Origin of the sequence: Curtobacterium sp. BH-2-1-1 (assembly GCF_001806325.1) — a bacterium.
Taxonomy (GTDB): Bacteria; Actinomycetota; Actinomycetes; order Actinomycetales; family Microbacteriaceae; genus Curtobacterium.
In genome coordinates, this window is record NZ_CP017580.1 from 1,557,745 (window position 1) to 1,583,994 (window position 26,250).

Genomic DNA, 26,250 nt, shown 5'->3' on the forward strand with positions numbered 1-26,250 from the left:
AGGGTTGCGGTGCAGTGGTGCACCGCCGGGAGCGAAGGAGCGTTCATGTCGGGAGCCAGCGTGCTGTTCATCGGCGGCAGCGGGGTGATCAGCGCCTCCTGTGTCCGCGAAGCCGTCGAGCAGGGGTTCGACGTCACCGTGCTCAACCGGGGGACCACTGGGGGCAGGCCGATCCCGGAGGGTGTGACGCGCCTCCAGGCCGACGTCTCGGACCGGAGCGCCCTGGCGGAGGTGGTCGGCGACCGCCACTGGGACGTCGTCGTGAACTGGATCGCCTTCACGCCGGACCAGGTGCAGGCCGACGTCGACTTCTTCGCCGGGCGGACCAGGCAGTACGTGTTCATCAGTTCGGCCTCGGCGTACCAGACCCCGGCGACGCACCTGCCGATCACGGAGTCGACGCCACTGAAGAACCCGTACTGGCAGTACTCGCGGGACAAGATCGCGTGCGAGGAGTTGCTGATGGCGGCGTACCGGGAGCAGGACTTCCCGGTGACGATCATCCGGCCGTCGCACACCTACGACGAGACGAAGCTCCCGCTGACGGGCGGCTGGACCGCGGTCGCGCGGATGCGGGCCGGCAAGCCGATCATCATCACGGGCGACGGCAGCTCGCTGTGGACGATCACGCACAGCCGGGACTTCGCGGTCGGGTTCACGGGGCTGCTCGACCGGGCCGAGGCGATCGGGGAGGCCTTCACGATCACGAGCGACGAGGCGCCGACCTGGAACCAGATCGCGCACGAGATCGCAGCGGCAGCAGGCGTCGAAGACCTGCAGATCGTGCACGTGCCGGCGGATGCGATCAACGCCGTGGACCCGGAGTGGGGTGCGGCGCTCCTCGGCGACAAGGCGAACAGTTCGGTGTTCGACAACAGCAAGGTGCGGTCGCTCGTGCCGTGGTACCGGCCGCGGACGCCCTACCGGCAGGGCGTGCGCGAGGTCATCGCCTGGTACGAGGCGAACCCCGACGCGCAGGTCGTCGACGAGCGGCTCGACGCCCTGATGGACGAGCTGGCGGCCCGCTGGGCGGTGTGACGCGCGGGGCGCTGCGGCGCGCTGCGCCCGGCGCCGTCGCGTTTGATGAGCAGAAATGGTCGGGTCACCCGAGGGCACCCGACCATTTCTGCTCACGAAGCGAGCGCGGAGCTCAGGACCGCGCGCGCAACACCTCGGCGAGGGCGCCGATCGCCAGGCGCACCTCGTCGTCGGTCACGACGAGCGGCGGCGCGAAGCGGATCGTCGACCCGTGCGTGTCCTTCACGAGCACCCCGCGGTCGGCGAGGTCCTGCGCGATCTGCTTGCCCGTGCCGAGCGCGGGGTCGATGTCGATCCCCGCCCAGAGCCCGGCGACCCGGTGCGAGACGACCCCGGAGCCGACCAGGTCGTCGAGCAGCCCGCGCAGCAGCGGTTCACCCTCGAGCGCCCGCTGCTGGAACGTGCCCTCGCCGAGCATCGCCACGACCTCGGAGCCGACGGCGGCCGCGAGCGGGTTCCCGCCGAAGGTCGACCCGTGCTCGCCCGGACGCAGGACGCCCAGCACGTCACGCCGACCGACCACGGCGGACACGGGGACGATCCCGCCGCCGAGCGCCTTGCCGAGCGTGATGAGGTCCGGGCGGACCCCGACGCGCTGCACGGCGAGGGTGTGGCCGGTGCGACCGAGCCCAGACTGGATCTCGTCGGCGACGAACAGGGCGCCGAACTCGTCGCAGATCGCCCGGACGCCGGGCAGGTAGGACGGCGGCGGGATGACGACCCCGCCCTCGCCCTGGATCGGCTCGAGCAGCACCGCGACGACGGTCTCGTCCATCGCCTCGCGCAGGGCAGCGGCATCGCCGTACGGCACGGTGCGGAAACCGGGCGTGAACGGCCCGAAGTCGTCGTGCGCCGACGGGTCGTCCGAGAACGAGATGATCGTCGTGGTGCGACCGTGGAAGTTCCCCGAGGCGACGATGATCGTGGCGCGCTCGGCGGGGACGCCCTTGACGCGGTAGCCCCACGCACGGGAGACCTTGATCGCGGACTCCACCGCCTCGGCACCGGTGTTCATCGGCAGGACCATGTCGGTCTCGGTCAACGCGGCGAGCGCCGAGGCGAACGGCCCGAGCTGGTCGTTCACGAACGCACGCGAGGTCAGCGTGACCCGGTCGAGCTGCGCCCGCGCGGCGTCGAGCAGCCGCGGGTTTCCGTGACCGAAGTTCACGGCGGAGTAGGCGGCGAGGCCGTCCAGGTAGCGCTTGCCGTCGACGTCCGTGACCCACGCGCCGTCGCCCGATGCGATGACGACGGGCAGCGGGCTGTAGTTGTGGGCGAGGGAGCGTTCCTCGACGGCGAGCGCCGCAGCGGTCCGCGAACCGAGCGACGAGGCCGTCATCGCGCGACCGAGGTGCCGGTGCCGACGGGGTGCAGGTCGAGCGTGCAGCACTTCACGCCGCCGCCGCCGAGCAGGAGCTCGGACAGGTCGACGCCGATCGGGTTGTAGCCCTTCTCGCGGAGCTGCGACGCGAACGTGGTGGCGCGCGAGGCGATCACGACGTTGTACCCGTCGGAGTAGGAGTTCAGGCCGAGGATCGCGGCGTCCTCCTCGGTGGCGATGATCGCGTCCGGGAAGCGCTCGCGCAGGATCGCCAGCGACGGCTCGTCGAAGGCGCTCTCGAGGTAGGCGATGTTCGACGTGCCGTCCGCGGCGGGCTCCGGGTCGAGGACCGCGATCGCCGTGTCGAGGTGGTAGAAGTTCGGGTTGATGAGCTTCAGGGTGACGACCTCGCGGCCGTAGATGCGCGCGAGCTCCTCGTGCGAGGTGCTGTCCGAGCGGAAGCCCGTGCCGGCGAAGATGGTGTTCCCGATGAGCAGGAAGTCGCCCTCGCCCTCGTTCGTCTCCTCGGGCTCGGCCACCGTCAGGCCCGCGCCGCGGAACCAGTCCATGTACGCCGGACCCTCGGGCTGACGCTCGGGGTACTGGAACTTCGCGCCGTACGCGACGCCGTCGAGCACGAACCCACCGTTGGCCGCGTAGACCATGTCCGGCAGGCCCTCGATCGGCTCGATGTACGAGATGTCGAAGCCGAGCTGCTCGTAGACGTCCACGAGGGACTGCCACTGCTCGACGGCCTTCGACGTGTCGGTCGGGTCCTCGGGGTGCATCCACGGGTTGATCCGGTAGCTGACCGTGTAGTGCGTCGGCTTGCACATCAGGATCGTCCGCTTGGTGGCGGTACGGGTCGGTGCATCGGTGGTCGAGGGTGCGGTGTTCGACATCAGTCCTCCTGGAGGGACCGGGGCCCGAGCCTGCCAGGAACCACCACTGAAGAAGAGCTCCGGTGAGATGCAGGCTCACTCACCGCAGCGGACCAGGTCGACGCCGCGTCGATCCTCGCACACACCGTCCGGGGAGTGCAGTCCCCCACACTGCGGGTCAGTGGCACCCGTTCGGGTGACGCACGTTTCGTGCGCCGAACCCACCGGGCGTGCAAGAAGTCCGCGTACCATGGGTGCAATGGATTCGCTCGACCACCGCATCCTGGATCAACTCCGGGAGAACGCCCGTGCCGGCTACGGCGACATCGGGTCGGTGGTCGGACTCTCGGCCTCCGCCGTGAAGCGTCGCGTCGACCGGCTGGTGGGCGACGGCGTGATCCAGGGCTTCACGATCAAGGTCGACCCCGCCGTCGAGGACCGCGGCACCGAGGCCTGGGTGGAGCTCTACTGCCGCGGCACGGTCTCCCCCGACGAGCTCCGCACCCTGCTCGACAGCGTGCCGGAGGTCATCGACGCCGGCACCGTCACGGGCAGCGCCGACGCCGTCGTGCACATGCGCTCGAAGGACCTCTCCGCGCTCGAGGAAGCCCTCGACAAGGTCCGCCTCGCACCCCAGGTGGACCACACGCGGTCCGCGATCGTGCTCTCCAAGCTGGTCAGTCGCGAGACCGCGTAACGTCCCGCACATGGGACTGACGGCGGCCAGGAGGCACGGATCGCCTCCCACGGGTTCGCGCACGGCCCGCCGTCTGGTCACCGCTGCGAGCGTCGCCTACGTCGCGAACTGCGCCTGGGGCACCGCCGTCGCAGTGCGGCTCATCCGCACGAGGAAGCTCCGCGTCGTCCACCACGGCCTGTTCGTCGTGACCGCCACGCTGACCGGTGTCGCGGCGACCACCCCGGTCTGGACGCGAAGCCGATCGGCGCTCTTCCTGCTCCCGGCGCTCGTGCCGCTCGCGGTCGCACCACGCACGAACCCGCGCTCCGGAGCACACTGGCAAGTCGCGGTCGCCGCGGCGCCGTCCTACCTGGGGGCGTTGCTCGCGGGCCGCCGAACAGAGAGGTGAGCAGTGGAGCTCTTCGAGGCGATCAGACGCCGGCGGACCACCAACGGACCGTTCCTCCCCGACCCCGTGTCGCCCGAGCACCAGCGGCTGCTCATGGAGCTGGCCGGCCGGGCTCCGTCGCAGCTCAACAGCCAGCCGTGGCGGTTCGTCCTCGTCGAGGAGCGCGACACGATCGACCGCGTCGCCGAGATCAGCGGCTCGTCGATGACCCGGACCATGGCCGAGGGGACGTTCTTCGAGCGGTACAAGCCGTACTTCCGGTTCTCCCAGGCCGAGATGGACGAGCGGCGCGACGGCATGCTGTTCGACAAGCTCCCCGGACCGCTCAAGCCCTTCACGAAGCAAGTGTTCACGAAGCGTGGGCAGCTGCTCATGAACACACTGCGGGTGCCGCACACCCTCGGTGAGGAGAACCGGAAGCTCGTCGCCGGGTCGCCGCTGCTGCTCGGCGTGCTGCTCGACCGGCACGAGTACCGGAAGGAGGAGCTCTCGGGCTTCTACTCGGTGTTCAGCATGGGTGCGGCGATGGAGAACATCTGGCTCGCCACCACCGAGCTCGGCCTCGGCATCCAGTTCGTGTCCTTCCCGATGGAGACGCCCGGGGCGTGGGATGAGATCGAGGGACTGCTCCACGTCCCCGAGTCGCTCGAGCTGATGGCCGTCTACCGGATCGGGTACCTCCCGCCCGAGCGCCGGCGTCCCGCGATCGACTGGACGTCGAGCGAGCGGAAGCGGCCGTCGCAGTACGTCTTCCGCGGGACCTGCGACACCCCGCAGCAGGGGTGGGACGACGCGCCCGTGGCGGGGCACATCGCCCCTGAGGCGACCACCTCGTGACCGCGGCCGTGCCCGCCGGGGGCGAGCCGCGCCTCCAGGCCGTCGCTCCCGGACTGACCGGACGCCCCTGGATCTCGCAGGACTGGCTCGACGTCGTCTTCGTGCACTGGCGCGTCGACGTCTCGGGGGTGGCGCCGCTGCTCCCCGCCGGCACCCGGCCGGACACCCTCACTGCGGACGGCACCGACGACGGGGCGACCACGTGGGTCGGCCTCATCGCGTTCCGGTTCGAGGACACCCGGTTCCCGCCGATCTCGACGGGGAGGATCGGGGACTTCGTCGAGGTGAACGTCCGCGTCTACACGATCGACGACGAAGGGCGGCACGGGGTGGTGTTCCTGTCGCTCGACGCCGGCAAGCTCCTGCCGACGATCGGCGCGCGCGTCGCGACCGGTCTGCCGTACTGGTGGGCCGATGCCGAGACGCGGAACGGCGACGGCCGCGTCGGGTACGCGATGCGACGACACGGGACGCACCTGCGGTCCCTCGTCGAAGTGCGGGTCGGTGCGGAGGTGACCGAGCCGACGGCCCTCGAGACCTTCCTGACCGCACGGTGGGGCATGCACGTGCACCGAGCCGGCCGGACCCGGTTCTGGCCGAACGAGCACGAGCCGTGGCCGCTCCACCGGGCCTCGGTCGTGTCGCTGCGGGACGACCTGATCGGTGCGGCCGGACTCCCGTTCGGCCTGGCCTCGCTCGAACCGGACTCGGTGCTCTACTCGCCGGGGGTCACGACGCGGTTCGGTCTGGGGCGCTGAGCGGCGGTGCCCCCGCGGTCCGCTCGGCGACGGCGAACTGCACGACGGCCATCACCACGGCAAGCGCCGCGAAGAGCGATCCCGGGCCGATCCAGACCGCCGCGAGACGATCCGGCACGGCCGGGGCCGTGAACCCCACGACGGACAGGCCCGTGCACGCCACGGCGACGAACACCGACGCCCACGCCACGAGCAGTCGGTCGACACGGGGCACCGACCGGGCGAAGCGGAACGTCATCGGGATCCAGCCCACCGCACCGAAGAGCACGCCGAACGGGAGACCGACGACGAGGCTGCCGATCGCGAGGATCGCTGCCGTCGTCACACCGACCGTCATCCGGACGACGTGCAACCGCCAGGAAGCCGTCATGGTCTGCTCGGCGTAGGCCGATCTCCCGGCGGCGGCCAGGGCGATCGCCCCAGCGGCGACGACGGTCCCGCTCCCCGCGCAGACGACCGCGCCGAGTGGCTCCCCGAAGCGGGCGGCGGCCAGGACCAGCAGCACCGCCAGGAGCATCACGAGGACCGGGAGCGTCCAGACCTCGTGGTGTCGCGTCGGGGTGCTGAGGACCCAGCCGGGTGGAGGCGTTTCCTCGGCGGTGTCCTCGTTCCGGGTCTCCACGAGACCATCATGCTCGTGGCCGACCCCGCCTGCATCCGTCCGGGGGACAGCGGCTGAGTGGTGCACGGTCGACCGCAGGTACAAGGGAGCCATGACTCGAGTGGCAGTGGTGACCGGTGGTTCCGCAGGACTGGGACGGGCGACGGTGCGGGAGCTCGCCGCGCGGGGGTGGGACGTCGCCGTGCTCGCGCGGGGGCGGGACGGGGTCGAGGCCGCGGTCGCCGAGGTCGAGGCGGCCGGACGACGAGGGCTGGCACTGGTCGCGGACGTGTCCGACCGAGAGGCCGTCGAGGCAGCCGCGGACCGCGTCGAACAGGAGCTCGGGCCGATCGACCTCTGGGTCAACGGCGTGATGGTCGGCGTGTTCGGGCGGTTCATGGACACCGCACCCGAGGACTTCGAGCGCGCACTGCACGTGACCTACCTCGGCTTCGTGAACGGCACCCGGGCAGCGCTTTCCCGGATGGTCCCCCGCGACCGCGGGCAGGTCGTCCAGGTCGGTTCGGCCCTCGGCTTCCGGGGCATCCCGCTGCAGGCCGCGTACTGCGGGGCGAAGCACGCGATCGTCGGGTTCACCGAGTCGGTCGTCTCCGAGCTCCTCGAGCAGGGCAGCAAGGTGCAGGTCTCCCGCGTCGACATGCCCGCGCTCAACACCATCCAGTTCCAGTGGGTGAAGTCGAAGCTGCCGCACCAGCCCCAGCCGGTCGCACCGATCTACCAGCCGGAGGTCGGCGCACGGGCCATCGCCGCCGTCGCCGAGCGACCCCGTCGCCGCACCTGGGTCGGGGAGTCGACGGTCTACACGATCCTCGGCAACCGGATCAGCGGGCGGTTCGCGGACTGGTACGCCGCGAAGACGCTGGTGTCCGGGCAGCAGGACCCCGAGAAGGACGGCTCGGCGATCGGCGTGAACCTCTACGAACCGGTTCCAGGGGACCACGGGGCGCACGGGGTGTTCGACGACACCGCGCACGCCTGGTCGCCGCAGACCTGGTGGGTGGAACACCGCCGGCTCGGGAACGGGATCGTCGGCGCGGTGCTGGCCGGTGCGGCGGGAGCCGTGGCGCTGGCGGCGGGACGACGACGATGACGTCGGGCTCCGGTGTCGAGGCCTTCCGGGCCGCCGTGGGGATCGGGCACGCGGTCCGGGCCGCACGGGGCGGTGGGCAGCCGGTGCTGGACGTCGTGCTCGCGGCGCGGCAGCTCGCCCAGGCGGGGCTGGTCGGCCGCGCCGGGACTCCCGACGCACACACGCTCACCGCGGTCGTGGACACCCTCCACGGCCTGACCATGGTGCCGCTGGCCGTCGCGGACCGGCGGCGGCGCCGGTTCGCCCTCGGCCAGCTCGGGGTCTCCCTGGTGCTGGTGATCGCCGAGTGCGCGGCCGTCGGCAGCGGACGACGTGCTGTCGGAGGTGCTCGGTAGCGTCCCGGGCATGAGCACGACCTACTCCGTCGCGTCCTCGCTGGACGGGTTCGTCGCCGCGCCCGGCGACGACCTCGACTGGCTGCTGCAGTTCGGCTTCGAGCCGTTCCAGGAACACCACGACCGCTTCTTCGCGGGCGTCGGCGCCCTCGTGATGGGGTCGACCACGTACGAGTGGCTGCTCGCCCACGACGACACCTGGGCGTACCCGGACCTGCCGACCTGGGTGTTCACCACGCGCGAGCTGCCCGTGCCGGACGGCGCCGAGGTGCACTTCGTCTCGGGACCGGTCGCGGACCACCAGTCGGTCCTCGAGCGAACGGCGGGCGAGCGTGACGTGTGGGTCGTCGGCGGCGGGCTGCTCGCAGCGCAGTACCAGCAGGCCGGGCTGCTCGACGAGCTGCGGGTCACGGTGATGCCGATCGCGCTCGGCGCCGGTGCGCCCCTGCTGCCGGTGGCCGCGCCGACGCCGGTGTACGAACTGGTCGGCACGACGCCGTTCGTGGGCGGCGCGATCGAACTGCACTACCGGTCGGCACCGGCGGCCGGTGACACGGACCCGCACTCCGTCGGCCAGGATGCGCGCACCGACGCCTGACGCCCACCAGCCGCGGCGTAGCGTCCGTGCCATGAGCGACAACGAACAGACCGAGCCCGTCATGGACGGCGCCACCGAGGCGACGAACCACGAGAAGCTGCACGGCCTCATCGAGCAGGTCGACCACGACCACGCCGGCGAGGGCGCCGGAGCGATGGCCGATCACCTCCGTGACCGGATGGACGAGACCGGCGTCGTGGACGAGGAAGCCGGCGACACCGAGGACTGAGCCCCGTCGGACGCCACCGCGTGCGTCCGCGGACGGTCCCCGTCGGTCAGGCGACGTCCGCGCGGAAGGTGCGCAGCGCCTCCAGGTCGGCTGCGTCGAGACCGGCACGCTCGACGAACCGGTCCACGTCGAACGCGGCGAGGGCCGCGCGGAACGCCCCCTCGACCGTGGTGCCGTGCTCGGCGCACAGCGCCTCGATCTTCGCCTCGTTCGCGGGGACGCCGATCGAGGCGAGCAGAGCCGGGGCGTTGTCGATCGTGACGAGGTAGTCGGCGACGATCGCCTCGGGTTCGACGCCGGCGAGGGACAGCAGGACGAGCGCGATGATCCCGGTGCGGTCGCGTCCGCCCGCGCAGTGGAAGAGGACACCGCCCGGTTCGGCTCGGGCGATCGCACGCAGGACGGAGCCGGTGCGCTCCGGCAGCTCGGCGAGGTGCGGGCCGTAGTACAGCGGTGTACCGACGAGCCCGGTCTCCCAGTACGCCTGCCAGAACGCGGGAGCCGCGTCGAGACCGTCGTGGTCGATCACGACGGTCGTCACCCAGTCCGGCCGGGTACCGGTGTCCTTCTCGGTCTCCCACGGCGCACGCAGGTCGACGACCGTGCGGACCCCCGCGTCGCGCAGCGCCTGCCAGCCGACGGGGCTCACGCGGTCGACGTTCTCGGACCGGAAGACCTGCCCGGACGGGGTCGTCCCGCCGTCCCGCAGCGGGAGCCCGCCCAGGTCGCGGGCGTTGAACAGCCCCTCGGCGTACAGGGTGCGATCGACGTCAGACATGCAGCTCCGCGAGGTCGGGGTCGAGGTCACCGAAGCGGTGCGCCGTGATCGACACCGTCTGTTCGCGCAGGAAGGGGAGCATCTCGATGATCCCGGCCTCGACCACGGGGGCGTCGTGGATCGCCACGTCGACGCTGGCGCCCAGGGCCTCCTCGAGCGCGAGCGGGTCACCGCCCACGAGCCGGATCCGGGCGCCGGGTCCGCCGAACGCCGTGTGCGCCGGGCGGTCCTGCCCCTGGGCGAGCACGGCGTCGAGCGCATCCTGCTCGACGTCGTCGCCGGAGGACCAGTCCGGCCGGAACAGGTCACCGGAGGCGGCACGGCGGAGGAACTCGTCGTCCGACTCGACCAGGTGGTCGACGACGTGCAGCGGCGATCGGCTCGACGCGAGCAGCTGTGTGAGCGGTCCGGGGAGCGGCCGAGCCGTACTCACGAGCAGGTCGGCCCGGGCGGCGGTCGCGGCGGCGAGCACGCGCACGAGGTCGCCGGACGAGGCACCCTCGGCCTGCCGGACGATGACGGACTGCGGTCGCCAGCGCAGCACGTTCCGCTCGACGACGAGCCCGGCCGGGTCGTGCGCCACGCCGAACTCGGACTCGCGTGCGCGGACGTCGCTCAGCGCACCGGCGCGCACCTGGTCGAACTCCTCGAACGACAGGCCGCTGCGGGCCGCCTCGATCACGGCGGTGACCCGCGGCGGCAGGCCGTGCAGCTGGATGCTCTTGTGCACGGTCCGGGGGGTGCGCTCCCACCGGCCGAGCGTCGCGACGGACATCGAACCGCCGGGTTTCGTCCCGGTGCCGACCGACGAGCGCTTCCACCCGCCGAACGGCTGCCGGTGGACGATCGCGCCCGTGGTGCCGCGGTTGACGGACAGGTTGCCCGCGCGGACCCCGGCGATCCAGTCCGCGACCTCGTCGGTGTCGAGGGAGTGGAGGCCGGCGGCGAGCCCGTGGTCGGTTCCGTTCTGGATCGCGATCGCCTGGTCGAGGGTGTCGGCGCGCATGATCCCGAGGACCGGGGCGAGGTACTCGGTCTGGTGGAAATCGCTGCCGGGCCGGACACCGTCGCGGATCCCCGGCGACCACAGCCGGCCGGAGTCGTCGAGCGGGACCGGCTGCACCAGCCAGGACTCCCCCGGGCCGAGCTCCGTGAGCCCGGCGCGCACCGTGCCCTCGGGCTCGGCGATGAGCGGCCCCACCTGCGCCGTCGGGTCGTCCGGCCAGGCGACACGCAGGGTGCGGGTGGCGTCGACGAGCTGTCGGCGGAAGCGCTCGCTCTCGCCGACCGCCCCCACGAGGATCACCAGCGAGGCCGCGGAGCACTGCTGCCCGGCGCGACCGAACGCCGACCGGACGATGTCCTGCACGGCGAGGTCGAGGTCCGCGCTGGGGGTGACGACGATCGCGTTCTTGCCGCTCGTCGCGCCGGTGAGCGGCAGACCGGCCCGCCACCAACGGAAGGAGCGTGCGGTGTCGGCCGAGCCCGTGAGGACGATCCGGTCGACCGCGGGGTGCGCGATGAGGTCGCGGCCGAGCTGGTCCTCGTCGAGGTCGACGAGCTGGAGCAGGGAGTGCGGGACCCCGGCGTCCCAGAGCACGTCGGCGAGCACCGCCCCCGAACGCTTCGCCTGGGGCGCGGGCTTCAGGACGACCCCGCTGCCCGCGGCGAGTGCGGCGAACACGCCCTCGGCCGGGTTCGCGACGGGCGACGTCCACGTCGGCGCCACGACCGTGAGGCGCGGCGGCACGTACCGGGCACCGTCGCCGTCGAGCACGGCCAGCCGCCGGGCGCTGTCGGCGGCGTGGTGGGCGGAGTCGATCGCGGCGCTCACGTCGGAGTCGGCCTCGCTGAAGGTCGTGCCCGTCTCCGCCGCCGACACCTCGATGAGGTCGGCACGCCGCGTCTCGAGCTCGTGCGCGATGAGGTCGAGGAGCTCGGCGCGGTCGGACGGGTCCTGCCGTCCCCAGTTCACCCCGGCCTGCGCCGTCCGGGCGACGATGCGCTCGAGCTTCGACCGGTCGGCGACCTTCGAGCCGCGGATCGTCTGCGCACCGAGCTGCGAGCGCGGCACCCGCCGGAGCACGTCGATCGCCCAGTCGCGGTTCGCCGCGGTCGACGGGTCGGTGTCGGGTGCGTTCGTGAAGGCATCGCGGTGCACGGGGTCGCCGATCGGGGCACGGCGGTCCTGCGTCCGGTTCGTGGCCGGCACCGGGCCGGGAGCGTCGAGGGCCGCGACCGCCGCGAGCCACCGGCCGCGTTCACGCTCGAAGACGCTCTCGTCCTGACCGATGTCGCCCGCCGCGGCGACGAAGCCGTCCGGACTGGCGCTCTCCTGCAGCCGCCGGGCGAGGTACGGGATCGCGGCGTCGAACTGGTCGGGGTGCACGACCGGGGTGGAGACGACCACCCGTCCGACGTCGGCGCGGACGGCGTCGGCGGACGCGGACGCCATCCCGAGCAGCACGGCGACGTGCACGCCGTCGGTGACGCCGCGGCGCTGGGCGAGGGTCCACGCCGTCGCGAGGGTGAAGAGGTTGTGGCTCGCGACCCCGATCCGGACCGCGTCGATGCGCTCCGGCGTCAGGGCGGCATCGAGCAGCCGGAGGTGGGCGGTGTCGGTCTCCTGCTTCGACCCCCACGTGGCGAGGGGCCACCCGTGCAGGACCGCGTCGACCCGTTCCGTCGCGAGCGAGGCGCCCTTGACGAGTCGGACCGTGATCGGCGCACCGCCACGGGCACGCCGCTGCTGCGCCCAGGCGGTCAGGGACTCGAGTGCGCCGGCGGCGTCGGGCAGGTACGCCTGCAGCACCACGCCGGCGTCCAGCCCGAGGAACTCGTCGCGGTCGAGGAGCATCCGGAACGCAGCGAGCGTGACGTCGAGATCGCGGTGGTCTCCGGCGTCGAGCGTGACGGACTTCGCGGTCGGGGACGACGCGGCGAGCCGGTACAGGGGGACGAGACGGTCCACCACCCGTTCGACGGTCTGGTCGAACGCCCACGCGGACATCTGCGGCACGACCGAACGCACACCGATCGACACGTGGTCGACGTCGTCACGCGCCAGCAGGTCCATCGTCGCCTGCAACCGTCGGTCGCTCTCCGCGCTGCCGAGCACGGCTTCGCCGAGCAGGTCCACGTCGACGACCACACCCGGGCCGCCGACCTTCGCGAGCGCGGGCCCGAGCTTCGCGTCGGTGGCGTCGACCACCAGGTGCCCGGTCATCCGCCGCAGGATCTTCCGCGCCGTGGGCACCACGGCCCACGGCGCCATGGTCGCGAACCCGCCGCCGAGCGTCACCGCGCCGCGCAGGGACCAGGACAGGAAGTCCGGGACGTCGCGGCTGACCTGCTCGAGGTTGCGGGCCACGACGCGTGGGTCCTCGGGGCGGATCACCTTGTCGACGAGACCGCGCGTGAAGTCCAGCCCCCGGTCGTCCCGCAGGGCCTCGGCCAGACGGACCGCCCCCGCGTCGGGCTTCGTCCCCGCGGACGCCGCCAGCCACCGCCGCACGAGGGCGACGGCGTCGTCGGTGCAGTCCTGCAGTCGGGCGCTCGGCATGCACCGATCGTATGCTGCGCCACCGACCGCACCTCGGAGCGAGCCGTGCGCCACCGGCGAGTCATCCGAGCGGATGATCATGCCGTCGAAGCGTCCGGAGGTCGATACGCTGACGCCATGTCGAACGAGGGCGCCGAGGGCCACGACTGGGCGACGTGGGACGCCTACCACGACGTCTGGCGACGCCTCGACCGGGCGCTCGACCAGGCGGTGCAGCACGGCGCAGGCATCTCGATCCCCGAGTTCGAGATCCTCATCGGACTGCACCGCGAGCCGGACCACCGGTTGCGGGTCCGCGACATCGCGGCCGGGATCGGCTGGGAGAAGTCACGCGTCAGCCACCAGGTCACGCGCATGGTGGCGCGGGGCCTCGTCGAGCGCGCGGACTGCCCCACCGACGGACGGGGCAGCTGGGTGGAGATGACCCCGGACGGTCGCCGCGCGGTGCTCGCCGGCATCCGTGCGCACACCGGTGCGCTCGAGGACCTGTTCTGGAGGCCCGTGGGGACCGACGCGGACACGCTGCGGTCCGTCAGTGCTCGCGTCGACGCCGCGATCGGCCCCGACGAATCGGATCCGGACAGCGCCGACTGAGACGACGAGCACCGAGACGACGACACCCCCGCCCCGGGACGGCCGGGACGGGGGTGCGACGTGCGGGGGTGTTACTTGATCTTGGCGGTGATGGTGGCGGTGCCGACGAGGAGGCCGGACTTCACGGCGTCGGTCTTGAAGGTGCTGTTGAGCAGCTTCGCGGCGTCACCCGAGACGTGCACCGTGGTGCCGGTCAGGATCGCGTTGTCACCCTCGAGCTGCAGCGGCTTGAGCGTGCCGCCGTGCAGCGAGAACAGGTACGCGTTGTTCACCGCGACCTTGCCGTTGACCAGCACGTCACCGTAGAGCTTGGACGAGCCCGGGTTCACGACGAAGTTCTCCAGCGTGACCGTCGTCTCACCGGCGGTGAGGGTCAGGCCCGAGTCGTCGTGGTTCAGCAGACCCTGCACGTACGGACGGTAGTCACCGTCCGGCGACCAGTACGTGACCGAACCGGACGTGATCGGGAACGACACGGACCCGTCGGCGAGCTTGGCGTCACCGGAGACACCCGGGGTCAGCTTCAGCGCGGTCAGGGCGTCGGTGAAGCCGGAGTCGAGCTTCACGGCGGTGTCGCCACCGAGGACCTCGGGCACCGACGCGACGGGGCCGGGGATCTTCGACGAGGACGACGACACGGTGTGCACCGACGGGGTCGAGGCCTGCGCCGAGGTGATGCCGAACGCGGCACCACCCAGCACGAGCGCACCCGTCGTGGCGAGCGTGATGGAGGTCTTGAGGCTCTTGCGCATGGTGATCAGTCCTTTGCTGTTGTCGCGCTCGGCGCGGCTGCTGTGTGCGCGCCGAACACACCCTGGTGCAGGGTGGAGAACCAGCGATGTGCGGCTGGTGAGCGCTTCCGGGGTGTTCCCCGGTCGATGTCAGTGATTCGGCACCCTCGCCCAGCCGGATTGGTCCGGATCGGGATCCGTCAGAGATCGACGTCCGCGAGCACCCGGTCGTCGCCGCGGAGCCGTACCTGCACGCTGGCGATGTCGTCGCGCTGCACGTCGGTCGAGGCGGACAGCCCCCGGGCGTCCTCGCCCGCGGCCGACCACGACGCCACGGTCTGCACGGACCCGTCGTCGCGCACGACCACGAGGTCGTACATCACGGACCCGTCGGCGGCCCAGGACTTCCCGCCGTAGGAGCAGCCCCAGTCGAAGCGGGTGCCCCACGGTTCGCCGCTGACGGACAGGTCGACGTCGAGGCCGCGCTCCCCCACGAGCGCGTACCGGTCGGCCGACGCCGTGGCGGGGCCGGCCTGGACGGACGGGTCCACCCGTGCGGTGCCGACCGCGAGTCCGCCGAGGACCGCGGCGACCACCGCGGCGGCGGCCGTGGCCGCGACCCAGATCCGGCGGCGACGGCGACGGTGTCGAACGCGGTGCGCGACGGAGGCGAGGGTGCTCTCGGAGCCGGTGTCGCGCCTCCCGTCCGGGTCTGCGATCTCGACCGCCTGGTCGGCCGGCAGCTTGGACAGCAGGCCCGGGAGACCGACCAGCTCCGCGACGGCGGCCGCACAGCGGTCGCACGTCTCGAGGTGCCGCTCGTACTCGAGCCGCTCGTCCGGCGGCAGGGAACCGAGCACGTAGGCGGCGTCCCACTCGGCGTAGCGGTCGTCGCTCATCGCGTCACTCCTCGTTCCTGCAGTGCGAGCCGGAGAGCCCGCAGCCCGTAGTGCAGCCGCGACTTCGCGGTGCCCTCGGGGATGTCGTGTCGTCGGGCGATCTCGGGGACCGTGTGTCCGAGCCAGTAGGCGTCCACCACCACCCGACGGTGGTCGGGGCTGAGCGAGGCGAGGGCGTCCGCGACGACGATGCGGTCGAGGACGGCGTCGGTGCGGTCCGCCTCGACCCGGTCCACGGGGGACTCGGTGCCGTGCTCACGGCGGTTCCGCGCGGACCGGGCATCGTCGACGACGAGGTTCCGGGCGACGGTGAAGAGCCACGCCCGAGCGCTGTCCGGGGCGCGTTCGAGCACGGCCGGGCGCTGCCACGCGCGCACCATCGTCTCCTGCACGACGTCCTCGACCGTGTGGCCGTCCCGCGTCAGGTGCCGGACGTACCGGGTGAGCGCGTCGCCGTGCTCCCGGTAGAGCGTCGCGAGCAGCTCGTCGGCTCCCCTGCCCGTGGCCATCACTTCGCCAGGTCGAGGGAGAACTCGACGGACCCCTTCGGGTCCACCGTGACGAAGCCGAGGGACGGTGCTTCGACCCCGTAGTCCTCGAAGGTGATCGGGATGCTGCCGGCGACCTGCACGGTGCCGTCCTTCGCGACGGCGACCTGGGCGTCGGCGGTGATGGGCTGCTCGACGCCGTGCAGGTCCATCGTGCCGGTGAGCGTGACGTCCTGCGTCGAGCCGTCGAGCGCGCCGGACACGTCGACGGGCTTCGTCAGCGTGAACGTCGCCGTGGGGTGCTGGTCCGTCTGGAGCGCGGTGTCGCGGAAGTAGGCGTCACGGGCGGACTCGGGCGTGCTGATCTTCGCGACCTCGACCGTGACCGTCGCCTTCGTGAGGGAGCCGCCGCTGACCTCGGCGCTGCCCTCGACGTCCTTCGTGCGTCCGACCACGTTCACATCCTGCCCCTGGAGCTTCTCGTGCACGCGGTAGCCCGCGAACGAGTCGCCGGTGCTGGTCCAGCTGCCGTCGGCCTCGGCGGCGGTGAGGGTGCCGGAGCCGCCGGACGGCGCGGCGCTGACGGAGGGGGCCGCGGCGGCCTGCCCGTTGACGGTGTTCGCGTAGATGACCGGTCCGGCGATGGCTGCGGCCGCGCCGACGACCACGACGCCGGAGGCGATGCCGATGATGACCTTGGTTCGTGTGCGGAGTCCCATGCCCTGACGACGAGACAGCGGGCCGGATCGTTCACCGGCGTTCGGCACGAGCGGCGGATCGTCCACCGGTTCGGCATGAGCGGCGGATCGTCCACCGGCGTTCGGCATGATGGGGCGGTGGACATCGTCATCGCCGGCTGCGGCGACCTCGGGATCGAGACCGGCCTGCGCTTCGCCGCCGCCGGGCACCGCGTGGTCGGACTCCGGCGGCGGGGCGAGCTGGTCCCGGCCCCGCTCACCGGGTGGAGCGTCGACCTGCGCCGGACGGTCCCGGAGATCCCGGCGAGCACGGCGGTGGTGGTCGTGGCCGTCGCCGCGGGGAGCCGCGACGTGGACGAGTACCGCGCGACGTACGTCGACGGGCTGCGGAACGTCCTGGACGGCATCGACGCGTCCGGAGCGAGCCCGCGCCTGGTCGTCGTGTCCTCGACCGCGGTCTACGACGTCGACGACGGCGGCACGGTCACCGAGGACACCCCCGCGGACGGCGGTTCCCCCACCGCGGACGTCCTGCTGGAGGCCGAGGCCCTGCTCCGCGAGCGAGCCCCGGGGGCCGTGCTCGCTCGACTGTCCGGTGTGTACGGTCCCGGGCGGGAGCGCCTCATCGACCAGGTCCGGGGCGGAGGGGCTCGGTCGGCTCCGGCCGACGGGTCGTCCCCGCACACGAACCGGATCCACCGGGACGACGCGGCTGCGGCCCTCGTCCACCTCGCGACGCTGGACGACCCCGCACCGACGTACCTCGTGACCGACGACGAACCGGCTCGGCTCGACGACGTGTACGCGTTCCTCGCCGCCGAGCTCGGGGTCGCGGTACCGCCGAGGGCCGAGGCCGACGCTGCCGGCCGGCAGGGTGCCGGTGACAAGCGTCTGTCGAACGCCCTGCTCCGCTCGACGGGCTGGGCACCGCGGTACCCGACGTTCCGCGAGGGCTACCGCGCCGTGCTCGCCGGCGTCGGCACCCGGCACCCCTGAGCCGCCGCGCTCGGTACGATCCGGACGTGCACGAACTTGCCGTCCGGCCCCACGCCACCCCCACGCTCGTCGTCGCCGTGGCGATCCTGTCCATGTCCGGGACGGCGTTGGCGTTGCTCTGGTCGGTCATGTGGGTGCCGGTGCTCGTCACGGGGACGGGGGCTTCGCTCTTCCTGTGGCCCCTCGTGCTGGCGTTGTCGCTCCTCCCGTGGGGCGGGGTCGTCGTGGCGCTGGTGCTCGGTGTCGTCGCGCGCCGGCGTGCGGAGACCCGCGGGTCGACCGCCGTGGTCGTCACGAGCGCTGTGCTGTCGGGGCTCGCGCCGATCGCGCTGTGGTTCGGCGGACCGTTCTCGGCGGTGGCCTGACCCGCGGCGCAGCCGGCGCGGCGCGCGCGCCGGCGCGGCGCGCTCCGCACAACCAAAGGCACAGTGCGCCACGCGGATGCACGGCTCGAGCGCACTTCGGTTGTGCGAACGCCTCCGGCGCCAGCGGCCCGGCGGCGCGCGGCACGGCGCCAGCGGCCGGCCGGAGCGCGCCAGCGCTCCAGCGGCCCGGCGGCGCGCGGCACGGCGCCAGCGGCCGGCCGCCGCGGCCGCCCGCGCGGCTCAGTGGTACCGGTGGTCCTGGATCGTCAGGCGCGGCCCGAACGACGGCTTCCGGAAGCCCGATCCGCCGATGAGCCGCACGACCCGCTCCCGGTGCCCCCGCCACGGCTCCAGCAGCTCGAGCATCCCGTCGTCGTCCACCGGTCCCCCGGTCAACGCCCACCCGACGAGCGCCGGCACGTGGAAGTCCCCCACGCTCGGGGAGTCCGGATCGCCGTGGGCACGCTGCGCGGTCTCCGCCGCCGTCCACTTCCCGATGCCGGGCACCGACTGCAGCCGTGCGGACACGACGGCCCCGCCGCGGCCGAACGTCAGCGTCCGTTCGAGCGCCGGAGCCACCCGGACCGCCCGCATCACCGTCGCCGATCGACCGGGCTCGATGCCGGCGCGGTGCCACTCCCAGCTCGGGATCGCACCCCACCCGGCAGCGGTCGGCGGGACGAACATGTCCGCCGGGGCCGGTCCGGGCGCCGGCGTCCCGTACCGCCGCAGCAGGTACCGCCAGGCGCGCCAGGCCTGCCGCGAGGTGACCTTCTGCTCCATGATCGCGGGCACCAGGGCCGCCATCACGGTGTTGGTGCGGAGCAGGCGGAGGCCCGGTTGCCGGTGCCGGGCGTCGACGAGGAACGGGTGCCGGGACACGTCGAGGTCCGACCAGTCGTCACCCCGACCGAGCAGTTCGGGAGCGTGCGACACCGCCCACTCGGCACCGTCGCCCCACGCCGAGACCGCGATGGCGTCGGGGCCGGCACGGCGCACGAGCACCGAGGCCGGGCCGTCCGGCGTGCGGAGCGCGAGCCACGTGTCGGAGCCGACCACGCGGAAGGCGGGGTCGCCGGAGCCGCGCTGCAGGGGCCGGAGCGTCGCGCGGACGTCCACCGCGCCTCCTGGCCGGTAGACGGTGTCGACGCGCGACACGGCCTCGCCGACCCGCGCGGCCCCGCCGACCCGCGAGCCAGCCTCGCCCACCCGCACCGCAGACCCGCCGACCCGCGCCGCGGCGCCCTCGACGCCACCAGCGGCGGAGGACGGAACGGCGAGGGACACACGCAGGATGGTAATGCGGAACCACCGTCAGTCATGATGGGCGTGTCCCACTGCACCCCGACGACGGAGTTCCCCATGCGCATCGGCATCCTCACCTCCGGAGGCGACTGCCCCGGCCTGAACGCGGTCATCCGCGCCATCGTGCTGAAGGGCATCGCGATCTACGGACACGACTTCGTCGGCTTCCGCGACGGGTGGCGCGGCGTGGTCGACGGCGACATCGTCCCGCTCGGCCGCAAGGACATCCAGGGCATCGCCAAGCAGGGCGGCACGATCCTCGGCACGAGCCGGACGAACCCCTTCGAGGGCCCGAACGGCGGCGTCGAGAACATCGAGCGCACCCTCGAGCGGCACGGCATCGACGCCATCGTGGCGATCGGCGGCGAGGGCACGCTGGCCGCCGCGAAGCGCCTCACGGACGCCGGGCTGAAGATCGTCGGCGTCCCGAAGACCGTCGACAACGACCTCGGCGCGACCGACTACACGTTCGGCTTCGACACCGCCGTCGCGATCGCGACCGAGGCCATGGACCGCCTCCGCACCACGGGCGAGTCCCACTCGCGCTGCATGGTCGCCGAGGTCATGGGCCGGCACGTCGGCTGGATCGCCCTGCACTCCGGCATGGCCGCGGGTGCCCACGCGATCCTCATCCCGGAGCAGAAGACGAGCATGGAGCAGATCGCCGCGTGGGTCCGGGCGGCCTACGACCGTGGTCGAGCGCCGCTGGTCGTCGTCGCCGAGGGCTTCGTCCCCGACCACGAGGACAACGCGCACACCGAGCGCGGCCTCGACGCGTTCGGGCGTCCGCGGCTCGGCGGCATCGGCGAGCGCCTCGCACCGCTCATCGAGGAGATGACGGGCATCGAGACGCGCGCCACCACGCTCGGCCACATCCAGCGCGGCGGCACCCCGACCGCGTACGACCGGGTCCTCTCGACGCGGCTCGGCCTGGCGGCCATCGACTCGGTGGTCGAGGAGCGCTGGGGCCGCATGGTGGCGCTCCGGGGCACCGACATCGAGCACGTCTCCTTCGAGGAGGCGCTCGGCGAGCTGAAGACCGTGCCGCAGGCCCGGTACGACGAGGCCGCCATCATGTTCGGCTGAGACGCGTCCGCAGGTCGGCCGGTCGTGGTCCTGGAGGCGCGGGTAGCGTCCGACGCGTGACCCGCGCAGTCCTCGTCTCCAGTTCCGCCCCGCCCACCGTCACCGAGGTCGACGTCGCCGACCCGACCGAGGGCGAGGTGCTCGTCGACGTCACGTACTCGAGCGTCAACTACAAGGACGGCCTGGCGCTCGCCCGGAACCCCGGCGTCGCGCGGGTCGACCCGCTCGTGCCCGGCATCGACGTCGTCGGCACCGTCTCGGCCCTCGGACCGGGCGTGCACGACGTCGCGATCGGCGACCGGGTCGTCGTGAACGGCGCCGGGCTCGGCGAGACCCGGCACGGCGGCTGGGCGGAGCACGCGGTGGTGCCGTCGGGGTCGCTCGTCGTGCTGCCGGGGTCGATCGACAACTCGTTCGCGGCCGCGATCGGCACCGCCGGGTTCACCGCGATGCTCAGTGTGCTCGCACTCGAACGGTTCGTCGAGCCCGGCAGCGGTCCCGTCCTCGTGACGGGTGCGTCCGGCGGCGTCGGCACGGTCGCGATCGCGCTGCTCGCTGCCCGCGGGTACGAGGTCACGGCCTCGACCGGACGCGCCGCGAACGACGCCTCGCTCCGGGCACTCGGCGCGACCGACGTCGTCGACCGCGCGACCCTGTCCGAGCTCGGCCGGCCGATGCAGCGGGCGCACTGGGCGGGCGCGGTGGACAGCGTCGGGGGTGCGACCCTCGCGAACGTCCTCGCGGCGACCCGGTGGGGCGGGGCCGTGACGGCGTGCGGCCTGGCGCAGGACTCCGCGCTCCCGACCTCGGTGATGCCCTTCATCCTGCGGGCGGTGTCGCTGCTCGGCATCAACTCCGTCGACGCCCCGCTGGCCCTCCGGCAGCAGGCGTGGCAGCGGCTCGCGACCGATCTCGAACCGGCGCTCCTGGCGGGCGTGACGCGGGTCGCCGGGCTCGAGGAAGCCATCGCCGTCGGACCCGAGGTCGTCGCCGGCAACGTGCACGGGCGCACGGTCGTCGCGGTCGATCGCTGAATACTAAGATTTCACAAGCGTTTGCATATTGACACGTTAGGATTTGAGTACAGAACACCTGAGCCTGTGAGGAGTCCGGCATGCCGGTACCCAAGTCCACCGTCGAGAACTCGCCGCGGAAGCTCCTGCGCGACGTCGTGCTCGAGAAGATGCTCGCCGCGATCCAGGACGGCACGCTCCAGGCGGGCGAGCGCCTCAACGACGACGAGCTCGTGCAGTGGCTCGGGGTCAGTCGCACCCCCATCCGTGAGGCGATCGCCAAGCTCGTCGACTACGGCCTGGTCGAGATGGAGGCGAACCGGTACACCCGCGTCGCCACCCCGACCGGCAAGCAGGCCGCCGACACCACCCAGGTCCTCGGCGGGTTCGTCGAACTCGCTGCGCGCTGGGGCGTGCCGAAGCTCGACGCCTCCGCAGCCAAGGCGCTGACCGAGCACCTCGAAGCCGTGCGCTCGTACTCCGAGCAGCAGGACAAGCGCATGGACGCCGAGCTCGAGACGGTCATCTCGCTGCTCGTCGACGCCGCCGACAACGAGCTGCTCGACAAGTTCGCCGAGTCGCTCCTGCCCCGTGCACGGTTCCTCTCGCTCGCCCAGGGTGCGTGGCAGTTCTGGGACTACAAGCACTCGGTCGACCCGCTGCGTGCGGCCATCGCGAAGCGTGACGGCGACGCCGCCGCGGCCGCGATCCGTGCGCTGACCGCGACCGCCGAGCAGCAGGCGGACGAGCTCCGCGCTGCCGGGACCGCCGCCGCCGGCTGACCCGTCCAGCGTTCCCCGGCGGCCTGGGCCACGATGGACCCGTGAGCAGCAACGACGACGTCCTCATCCGGGCGGCCCGGGTCCGCGTGACTCGGTCCGGCCGGGACCTCCTGCACGACATCGACCTGACCGTCCGGCGCGGGGAGCACTGGGCGCTCCTCGGGCCGAACGGAGCCGGGAAGTCGACGCTGCTCGCGGTCCTCGGCGCCACCGGGCACCCGACGGCCGGCACCGTCGAACTGCTCGGCCGACGACTCGGACGCGTCGACGTCCGGGAGCTCCGCGAGCACATCGGGCACGTCGACCCCCGCCACCGGATGCTCTCGCCGCTGACCGTCCTCGAGACCGTGCTCACCGGGCTCACCGGCACGACCGACCTCATGATGCGGTGGGAGCCGACGCCCGCGCAGGTGGCCACCGCCGAGCAGCACGTCGCCGACGTCGGGCTGACAGCGCGTCGGGACGCCCGCTGGCCGGTCCTGTCGCAGGGCGAACGCGGACGGACGCTCATCGCCCGGGCGCTCATGTCCGAGCCGCAGCTGCTCCTGCTCGACGAACCGGCGACCGGGCTCGACGTCGCCGCGCGCGAACACCTGCTCGAGACCGTCGACGCCCTGCGCCACCGGCACCCCGAGCTCGGGAGCGTGATGGTGACGCACCACCTCGAGGACCTGCCCGCGTCGACCTCGCACGCGATGCTGCTGCGCGACGGGGTCGCGGTCGCCCAGGGCACCTCGGACGAGGTCATCACGTCGTCGGCGGTCTCGCACGCCTTCGACTTCCCGCTCGCGATCCTCCGGGCCGAGGGGCGCTGGGCCGCTCGCCGCGCCTCCTGACGGACGGGAGGCGCGGGTCCGGCCCGACCCGCGCCTGACGTCAGGTAGGTGGTGGCGTCACGCCGTGGCGCGCGCGGCCGCCTTCGCCGCGGCAGGGAGTGCGTCGAGCACCCGTCCGACGGCCCGGTCGTCGTGCGCCGCCGTGACGAACCACGCCTCGAAGACACTCGGGGGCAGGGTCACTCCCGCGTCGAGCATGGCGTGGAAGAACGGCGCGTACCGGAACGCCTCCTGCGCTCGGACGTCGTCGTAGTTCCGCGGGGCGGTCTCGGTGAACGCGAACGAGAAGAGGTTGCCGGCGTGCTGGACGGTGTGGGCGACGCCCTCGGCGGACAGGGCGTCGCTCGTCGCCGTCGCGATGGTCGCCGCCGTCCGGTCGAGGTGGGCGTAGACCTCGGGCGTCGCGGCCCGCAGCGTGGCGATGCCCGCGGCGACCGCGAGCGGGTTCCCCGAGAGCGTGCCCGCCTGGTAGACGGGGCCGAGCGGGGCGAGGTAGTCCATGACCTCGCGCCGACCACCGAGTGCGGCGAGGGGCATGCCGCCGCCGATGACCTTGCCGAACGTGACGAGGTCGGGCTTCCACCCGGCGCCGTCCGGCACGACCTTCGACGCCTCGAGGCCCCACCACCCGGCGGAGCCCACCCGGAAGCCGGTCAGGACCTCGTCGACGATGAGCAGCGCGCCGTGCGCCTGCACGATCTGCGCCAGGGCCCGGTTGAACCCACGCTCGGGGGCGAGGGCGCCCATGTTCGCGGCCGCTGCCTCGACGATCACGCCGGCGATGCGCTCGGAGTGCTCCTCGAACGCGCGGCGGACGGCGTCGAGGTCGTTGTAGGGCAGCACCAGGGTCTGCGCGGCGGTCTCGGCGGTGATGCCGGCACTGCCGGGGAGCGCGAGCGTGGCCACACCCGAACCGGCCTCGGCCAGCAGGGAGTCCGAGTGGCCGTGGTAGTGCCCGGCGAACTTCACGAGCAGGTCGCGACCGGTGTACCCGCGGGCGAGCCGGATCGCGGTCATCGTCGCCTCGGTGCCCGTGGACACCATGCGGAGCTTCTCGATCGGGCCGTCGCCGTCCACCGACACCCGCTGCTTCACGAGCTCGGCGAGTTCGGTCTCCCCCGGGGTCGACGCCCCGAAGCTCAGCCCACGGGCCGCCGCCTGCTGCACGGCCTCGACCGTCGCGGGGTGGGCGTGCCCGAGGATCGCGGGCCCCCACGAGGCGACGAGGTCGACGTACTCACGCCCCTCGGCGTCGGTGACGTAGGCACCCTTCGCGCTCGTCAGGAAGCGGGGCGTCCCGCCGACGGAGCCGTACGCCCGGACCGGCGAGTTGACCCCGCCGGGGATGCTGTTCTTCGCGCGGCCGAAGAGCTGGTCGTTCGTGGTCATTCTGGGGCCTTCCCGGTCGAGGCGATGCCGTCCACGGCACTGGTGCTGCCGGAGGTGCGGAGTCCCGCCTCCTCGTTGAGCTTGCGAGCGATGTCGACCGCGAAGTAGGTGAGGATCGCGTCGGCGCCGGCGCGCTTGATGCCGACGAGCGCCTCCATCGCCGCGGCGTCGCGGTCGATCCAGCCGTTCTGCGCGGCTGCGGTGATCATCGCGTACTCGCCGGAGATCTGGTACGCCCAGACCGGCACCGGCGAGGTGCGTGCGGTCTCGGCCAGCACGTCGAGGTAGCTCATCGCCGGCTTCACCATGACGATGTCGGCACCCTCGGCGATGTCCTGCTCGACCTCGCGGAGGCCCTGCCGACCGTTCGCGGCGTCGATCTGGTACGTGCGACGGTCGCCCACGAGCGAGGAGTCGACGGCCTCGCGGAAGGGTCCGTAGAACGCGCTCGCGTACTTGGCCGCGTATGCCAGCAGCGCCGTGCCGCTGTGCCCGGCCACGTCCAGCGCGTCCCGTGCGGCGGCGATCTGGCCGTCCATCATGCCGCTCATGCAGACGAGCTCGGCGCCGGCCTCGGCCTGCACGACCGCCATGTCGCGGTACCGTTCGAGTGTGGCGTCGTTGTCGACCGAGCCGTCCGCGGCCAGGACGCCGCAGTGCCCGTGGTCGGTGAACTCGTCGAGGCACAGGTCGGACTGCACGACGAGGGCGTCGCCGACCTCCTCGCGCGCGACGCGGATCGCGACGTTGAGGATGCCGTCCGGGTCGGTCGCGCCGGATCCCAGCGCGTCCTTCGACGTCGGCACGCCGAACAGGTTCACGCCGCCGATCCCGACCGACGCCGCCTCGTGCAGGGCACGGCGGAACGAGTCGAGCGAGTGCTGCTGGACCCCGGGCATGCTCGTGATGTCGATCGCCTCGGTCGCCCCCTCGCGGATGAACATCGGCAGCACGAGCTCGGCGGGGTGGAGCCGGGTCTCGGCGACGAGTCGACGCATCGCGCCGGTCGCGCGGAGTCGTCGGGGGCGGACCTGGGGGAAACGGCCGGTCACTTCGGTGCCTTCCTGTTCGGGGCGGTGGGGTTCAGGGACTCGACGACGGCGTCGAGCAGGGCTTCTGCGGATCGGGTCCGGGCGACCACGTGCACGGGCAGGCCGGCGGCGCGGGCTTCGGCAGCGGTCCCGGGTCCGATGCACGCGACCACGGTGCGGGGGTCGAGCGGGGTCATCCGCCGGGCGATCTCGCGAGCGACGCTGCCGCTCGTCACGAGCACGGCAGCGGGCGGGGAGTCGAGGACGACCGGCTCGTCGCCGGTCCCCACCGTACGGTACGCGACCACGTCGTCCACGTCGATCCCGCGGGCGCGCAGGGTGTCGACGACGGTCGGGGCAGCGAGGTCCGAGCGTGGGAAGAGGACGGTGCCGGAGGTGTCCGGCAGCGCGTGCGCGAGCGCGGCGCCCGAGGACTCGGACGGCACCAGGTCGACGACCCAGCCCGCAGCACGCGCGGCACGGGCGGTCGGCTCGCCGACCGCCGCCACCCGCAGGTCGGACGGGAGGCGCGCCACCCGTTCCGCGACCACCCGCACGGCCGTCGCACTGGTCACCACCATCCACGCGTACCCGGCCACGTCGGTGCCGTCGGTGCCGTCGGTGCCGTCGGTACGCGCGGTGCCGTCGGTGCCGTCGGTGCGGCCGGTGCGGGCGGTGCCGTCGATCGCGGGTCCCGAGCGCGCACGATCCGGCCCGGTCGGCCCGGCTGGGCGGCCGGTTCCGCCCGCTCGCCGAACGGCCGACGGCGCGTCCTGCCCACTCGCCGACTGCGCGTCCTGCCCACTCGCCGACGGCGGACCGGACCCGGCCGGCGGGGGTGCGTCGTGCCTCCTGGACCCGCCGGACGCGATCAACCGGTCGACCGCAGCCTCGAGGGCG

Annotated in this window: 29 protein-coding genes; 16 read left to right on the plus strand and 13 right to left on the minus strand. The window is 72.9% G+C overall.

Going from position 1 to position 26,250, the window contains the following annotated elements:
• The first annotated feature begins 45 nt into the window (after nucleotides 1-45).
• Nucleotides 46-1,038: an SDR family oxidoreductase gene (locus BJK06_RS07295; RefSeq protein ID WP_070417334.1), complete on the plus strand. Its 993-nt coding sequence runs from the start codon at nucleotides 46-48 to the stop codon at nucleotides 1,036-1,038.
• Between the two features lie 112 nt (nucleotides 1,039-1,150).
• Here BJK06_RS07295 and rocD read toward each other — a convergent pair whose 3' ends face one another.
• Together rocD and ddaH are read right to left on the minus strand one after the other, a co-directional pair.
• Entirely contained in the window at nucleotides 1,151-2,377 is a 1,227-nt protein-coding gene (gene rocD, locus BJK06_RS07300; protein ID WP_070417335.1) for an ornithine--oxo-acid transaminase, read from the minus strand.
• The gene (gene ddaH / locus BJK06_RS07305; protein WP_070417336.1) at nucleotides 2,374-3,261 is read right to left on the minus strand and encodes a dimethylargininase; all 888 of its coding nucleotides are present in this window, start codon (nucleotides 3,259-3,261) and stop codon (nucleotides 2,374-2,376) included. The genes rocD and ddaH overlap by 4 nt, the downstream gene beginning before the upstream one ends.
• A gap of 238 nt (nucleotides 3,262-3,499) precedes the next feature.
• Between ddaH and BJK06_RS07310 the strand changes: the two genes are divergently transcribed.
• Genes BJK06_RS07310 through BJK06_RS07325 form a run of 4 tightly spaced genes read left to right on the plus strand, consistent with a single transcriptional unit; the run spans nucleotide 3,500 to nucleotide 5,923 of the window.
• Nucleotides 3,500-3,937, plus strand: a complete 438-nt coding sequence (locus BJK06_RS07310; RefSeq protein ID WP_070417337.1) for an Lrp/AsnC family transcriptional regulator — start codon at nucleotides 3,500-3,502, stop codon at nucleotides 3,935-3,937.
• Between the two features lie 10 nt (nucleotides 3,938-3,947).
• Entirely contained in the window at nucleotides 3,948-4,328 is a 381-nt protein-coding gene (locus BJK06_RS07315) for a hypothetical protein (RefSeq protein WP_070417338.1), read from the plus strand.
• Nucleotides 4,329-4,331: 3 nt separating this feature from the next.
• Nucleotides 4,332-5,165 (plus strand): nitroreductase family protein, encoded by an 834-nt coding sequence (locus BJK06_RS07320; RefSeq protein ID WP_070417339.1) that lies wholly within the window; start codon nucleotides 4,332-4,334, stop codon nucleotides 5,163-5,165.
• Entirely contained in the window at nucleotides 5,162-5,923 is a 762-nt protein-coding gene (locus BJK06_RS07325) for a YqjF family protein (protein WP_258027731.1), read from the plus strand. Before BJK06_RS07320 ends, BJK06_RS07325 begins: the two co-directional genes overlap by 4 nt.
• Here BJK06_RS07325 and BJK06_RS07330 read toward each other — a convergent pair.
• Nucleotides 5,895-6,545, minus strand: coding sequence for a hypothetical protein (locus BJK06_RS07330; protein WP_070417340.1), 651 nt, complete (start codon nucleotides 6,543-6,545; stop codon nucleotides 5,895-5,897). The genes BJK06_RS07325 and BJK06_RS07330 overlap by 29 nt on opposite strands.
• A 91-nt stretch (nucleotides 6,546-6,636) precedes the next feature.
• Between BJK06_RS07330 and BJK06_RS07335 the strand changes: the two genes are divergently transcribed.
• From BJK06_RS07335 to BJK06_RS07350, 4 genes are read left to right on the plus strand one after another with little or no spacing between them, the layout of a single operon-like run.
• A complete protein-coding gene (locus BJK06_RS07335; RefSeq protein ID WP_070417341.1) occupies nucleotides 6,637-7,635 on the plus strand; it encodes an SDR family oxidoreductase in 999 nt (332 codons plus the stop codon).
• Nucleotides 7,632-7,970 carry a hypothetical protein gene (locus BJK06_RS07340; RefSeq protein WP_070417342.1) on the plus strand — a complete coding sequence of 113 codons (339 nt, stop codon included), beginning with the start codon at nucleotides 7,632-7,634 and terminating at the stop codon, nucleotides 7,968-7,970. The genes BJK06_RS07335 and BJK06_RS07340 overlap by 4 nt, the downstream gene beginning before the upstream one ends.
• 10 nt (nucleotides 7,971-7,980) lie before the next feature.
• On the plus strand, nucleotides 7,981-8,568 hold the full coding sequence (locus BJK06_RS07345) for a dihydrofolate reductase family protein (protein WP_070419297.1): 588 nt from the start codon (nucleotides 7,981-7,983) through the stop codon (nucleotides 8,566-8,568).
• A 31-nt stretch (nucleotides 8,569-8,599) separates the two neighbouring features.
• The gene (locus BJK06_RS07350; protein WP_070417343.1) at nucleotides 8,600-8,797 is read left to right on the plus strand and encodes a hypothetical protein; all 198 of its coding nucleotides are present in this window, start codon (nucleotides 8,600-8,602) and stop codon (nucleotides 8,795-8,797) included.
• Between the two features lie 46 nt (nucleotides 8,798-8,843).
• On the opposite strand, the gene BJK06_RS07355 is transcribed toward BJK06_RS07350, so the two are convergent.
• Nucleotides 8,844-9,575: a tyrosine-protein phosphatase gene (locus BJK06_RS07355; protein WP_070419298.1), complete on the minus strand. Its 732-nt coding sequence runs from the start codon at nucleotides 9,573-9,575 to the stop codon at nucleotides 8,844-8,846.
• Complete coding sequence (locus BJK06_RS07360; protein ID WP_070419299.1) at nucleotides 9,568-13,137, minus strand: bifunctional proline dehydrogenase/L-glutamate gamma-semialdehyde dehydrogenase; 3,570 nt, start codon at nucleotides 13,135-13,137, stop codon at nucleotides 9,568-9,570. Before BJK06_RS07360 ends, BJK06_RS07355 begins: the two co-directional genes overlap by 8 nt.
• 117 nt (nucleotides 13,138-13,254) lie before the next feature.
• Here BJK06_RS07360 and BJK06_RS07365 point away from each other — a divergent pair, with 117 nt between their 5' ends.
• Nucleotides 13,255-13,731 carry a MarR family winged helix-turn-helix transcriptional regulator gene (locus tag BJK06_RS07365; protein WP_070417344.1) on the plus strand — a complete coding sequence of 159 codons (477 nt, stop codon included), beginning with the start codon at nucleotides 13,255-13,257 and terminating at the stop codon, nucleotides 13,729-13,731.
• A 71-nt stretch (nucleotides 13,732-13,802) separates the two neighbouring features.
• On the opposite strand, the gene BJK06_RS07370 is transcribed toward BJK06_RS07365, so the two are convergent.
• The 4 genes from BJK06_RS07370 to BJK06_RS07385 all read right to left on the minus strand — a co-directional run bounded on the left by BJK06_RS07370 (nucleotide 13,803) and on the right by BJK06_RS07385 (nucleotide 16,568).
• Complete coding sequence (locus tag BJK06_RS07370; protein WP_070417182.1) at nucleotides 13,803-14,483, minus strand: hypothetical protein; 681 nt, start codon at nucleotides 14,481-14,483, stop codon at nucleotides 13,803-13,805.
• Nucleotides 14,484-14,662: 179 nt separating this feature from the next.
• Entirely contained in the window at nucleotides 14,663-15,361 is a 699-nt protein-coding gene (locus BJK06_RS07375; RefSeq protein WP_070417345.1) for an anti-sigma factor, read from the minus strand.
• Complete coding sequence (locus BJK06_RS07380) at nucleotides 15,358-15,870, minus strand: sigma-70 family RNA polymerase sigma factor (protein ID WP_070417346.1); 513 nt, start codon at nucleotides 15,868-15,870, stop codon at nucleotides 15,358-15,360. The genes BJK06_RS07375 and BJK06_RS07380 overlap by 4 nt, the downstream gene beginning before the upstream one ends.
• Nucleotides 15,870-16,568 carry a YceI family protein gene (locus tag BJK06_RS07385; RefSeq protein ID WP_070417347.1) on the minus strand — a complete coding sequence of 233 codons (699 nt, stop codon included), beginning with the start codon at nucleotides 16,566-16,568 and terminating at the stop codon, nucleotides 15,870-15,872. The genes BJK06_RS07380 and BJK06_RS07385 overlap by 1 nt, the downstream gene beginning before the upstream one ends.
• Nucleotides 16,569-16,685: 117 nt before the next feature.
• Here BJK06_RS07385 and BJK06_RS07390 point away from each other — a divergent pair, with 117 nt between their 5' ends.
• Both BJK06_RS07390 and BJK06_RS07395 read left to right on the plus strand, forming a co-directional pair.
• A complete protein-coding gene (locus BJK06_RS07390; protein WP_070417348.1) occupies nucleotides 16,686-17,543 on the plus strand; it encodes an NAD-dependent epimerase/dehydratase family protein in 858 nt (285 codons plus the stop codon).
• A gap of 26 nt (nucleotides 17,544-17,569) precedes the next feature.
• Nucleotides 17,570-17,908 carry a hypothetical protein gene (locus BJK06_RS07395; protein WP_070417349.1) on the plus strand — a complete coding sequence of 113 codons (339 nt, stop codon included), beginning with the start codon at nucleotides 17,570-17,572 and terminating at the stop codon, nucleotides 17,906-17,908.
• A 240-nt stretch (nucleotides 17,909-18,148) separates the two neighbouring features.
• On the opposite strand, the gene BJK06_RS07400 is transcribed toward BJK06_RS07395, so the two are convergent.
• Nucleotides 18,149-19,066 carry a DNA-3-methyladenine glycosylase gene (locus BJK06_RS07400; RefSeq protein WP_070419300.1) on the minus strand — a complete coding sequence of 306 codons (918 nt, stop codon included), beginning with the start codon at nucleotides 19,064-19,066 and terminating at the stop codon, nucleotides 18,149-18,151.
• 204 nt (nucleotides 19,067-19,270) lie between these two features.
• Between BJK06_RS07400 and BJK06_RS07405 the strand changes: the two genes are divergently transcribed.
• The 4 genes from BJK06_RS07405 to BJK06_RS07420 all read left to right on the plus strand — a co-directional run bounded on the left by BJK06_RS07405 (nucleotide 19,271) and on the right by BJK06_RS07420 (nucleotide 22,930).
• A complete protein-coding gene (locus BJK06_RS07405; protein ID WP_070419301.1) occupies nucleotides 19,271-20,299 on the plus strand; it encodes a 6-phosphofructokinase in 1,029 nt (342 codons plus the stop codon).
• Nucleotides 20,300-20,355: 56 nt separating this feature from the next.
• Nucleotides 20,356-21,333 carry an MDR family oxidoreductase gene (locus BJK06_RS07410; RefSeq protein WP_070417350.1) on the plus strand — a complete coding sequence of 326 codons (978 nt, stop codon included), beginning with the start codon at nucleotides 20,356-20,358 and terminating at the stop codon, nucleotides 21,331-21,333.
• A gap of 80 nt (nucleotides 21,334-21,413) precedes the next feature.
• A complete protein-coding gene (locus BJK06_RS18805) occupies nucleotides 21,414-22,094 on the plus strand; it encodes a GntR family transcriptional regulator (protein ID WP_070417351.1) in 681 nt (226 codons plus the stop codon).
• A 41-nt stretch (nucleotides 22,095-22,135) separates the two neighbouring features.
• The gene (locus BJK06_RS07420) at nucleotides 22,136-22,930 is read left to right on the plus strand and encodes an ABC transporter ATP-binding protein (protein ID WP_070417352.1); all 795 of its coding nucleotides are present in this window, start codon (nucleotides 22,136-22,138) and stop codon (nucleotides 22,928-22,930) included.
• Nucleotides 22,931-22,987: 57 nt separating this feature from the next.
• Here the strand turns inward: BJK06_RS07420 and hemL are convergent, their stop codons facing one another.
• From hemL to BJK06_RS07435, 3 genes are read right to left on the minus strand one after another with little or no spacing between them, the layout of a single operon-like run.
• On the minus strand, nucleotides 22,988-24,319 hold the full coding sequence (gene hemL / locus BJK06_RS07425) for a glutamate-1-semialdehyde 2,1-aminomutase (RefSeq protein ID WP_070417353.1): 1,332 nt from the start codon (nucleotides 24,317-24,319) through the stop codon (nucleotides 22,988-22,990).
• Nucleotides 24,316-25,317, minus strand: a complete 1,002-nt coding sequence (gene hemB / locus BJK06_RS07430) for a porphobilinogen synthase (protein ID WP_070419302.1) — start codon at nucleotides 25,315-25,317, stop codon at nucleotides 24,316-24,318. Before hemB ends, hemL begins: the two co-directional genes overlap by 4 nt.
• Before the next feature lie 50 nt (nucleotides 25,318-25,367).
• Nucleotides 25,368-25,925 carry a uroporphyrinogen-III synthase gene (locus BJK06_RS07435; protein ID WP_181015160.1) on the minus strand — a complete coding sequence of 186 codons (558 nt, stop codon included), beginning with the start codon at nucleotides 25,923-25,925 and terminating at the stop codon, nucleotides 25,368-25,370.
• Between the last annotated feature and the right edge of the window lie 325 nt (nucleotides 25,926-26,250).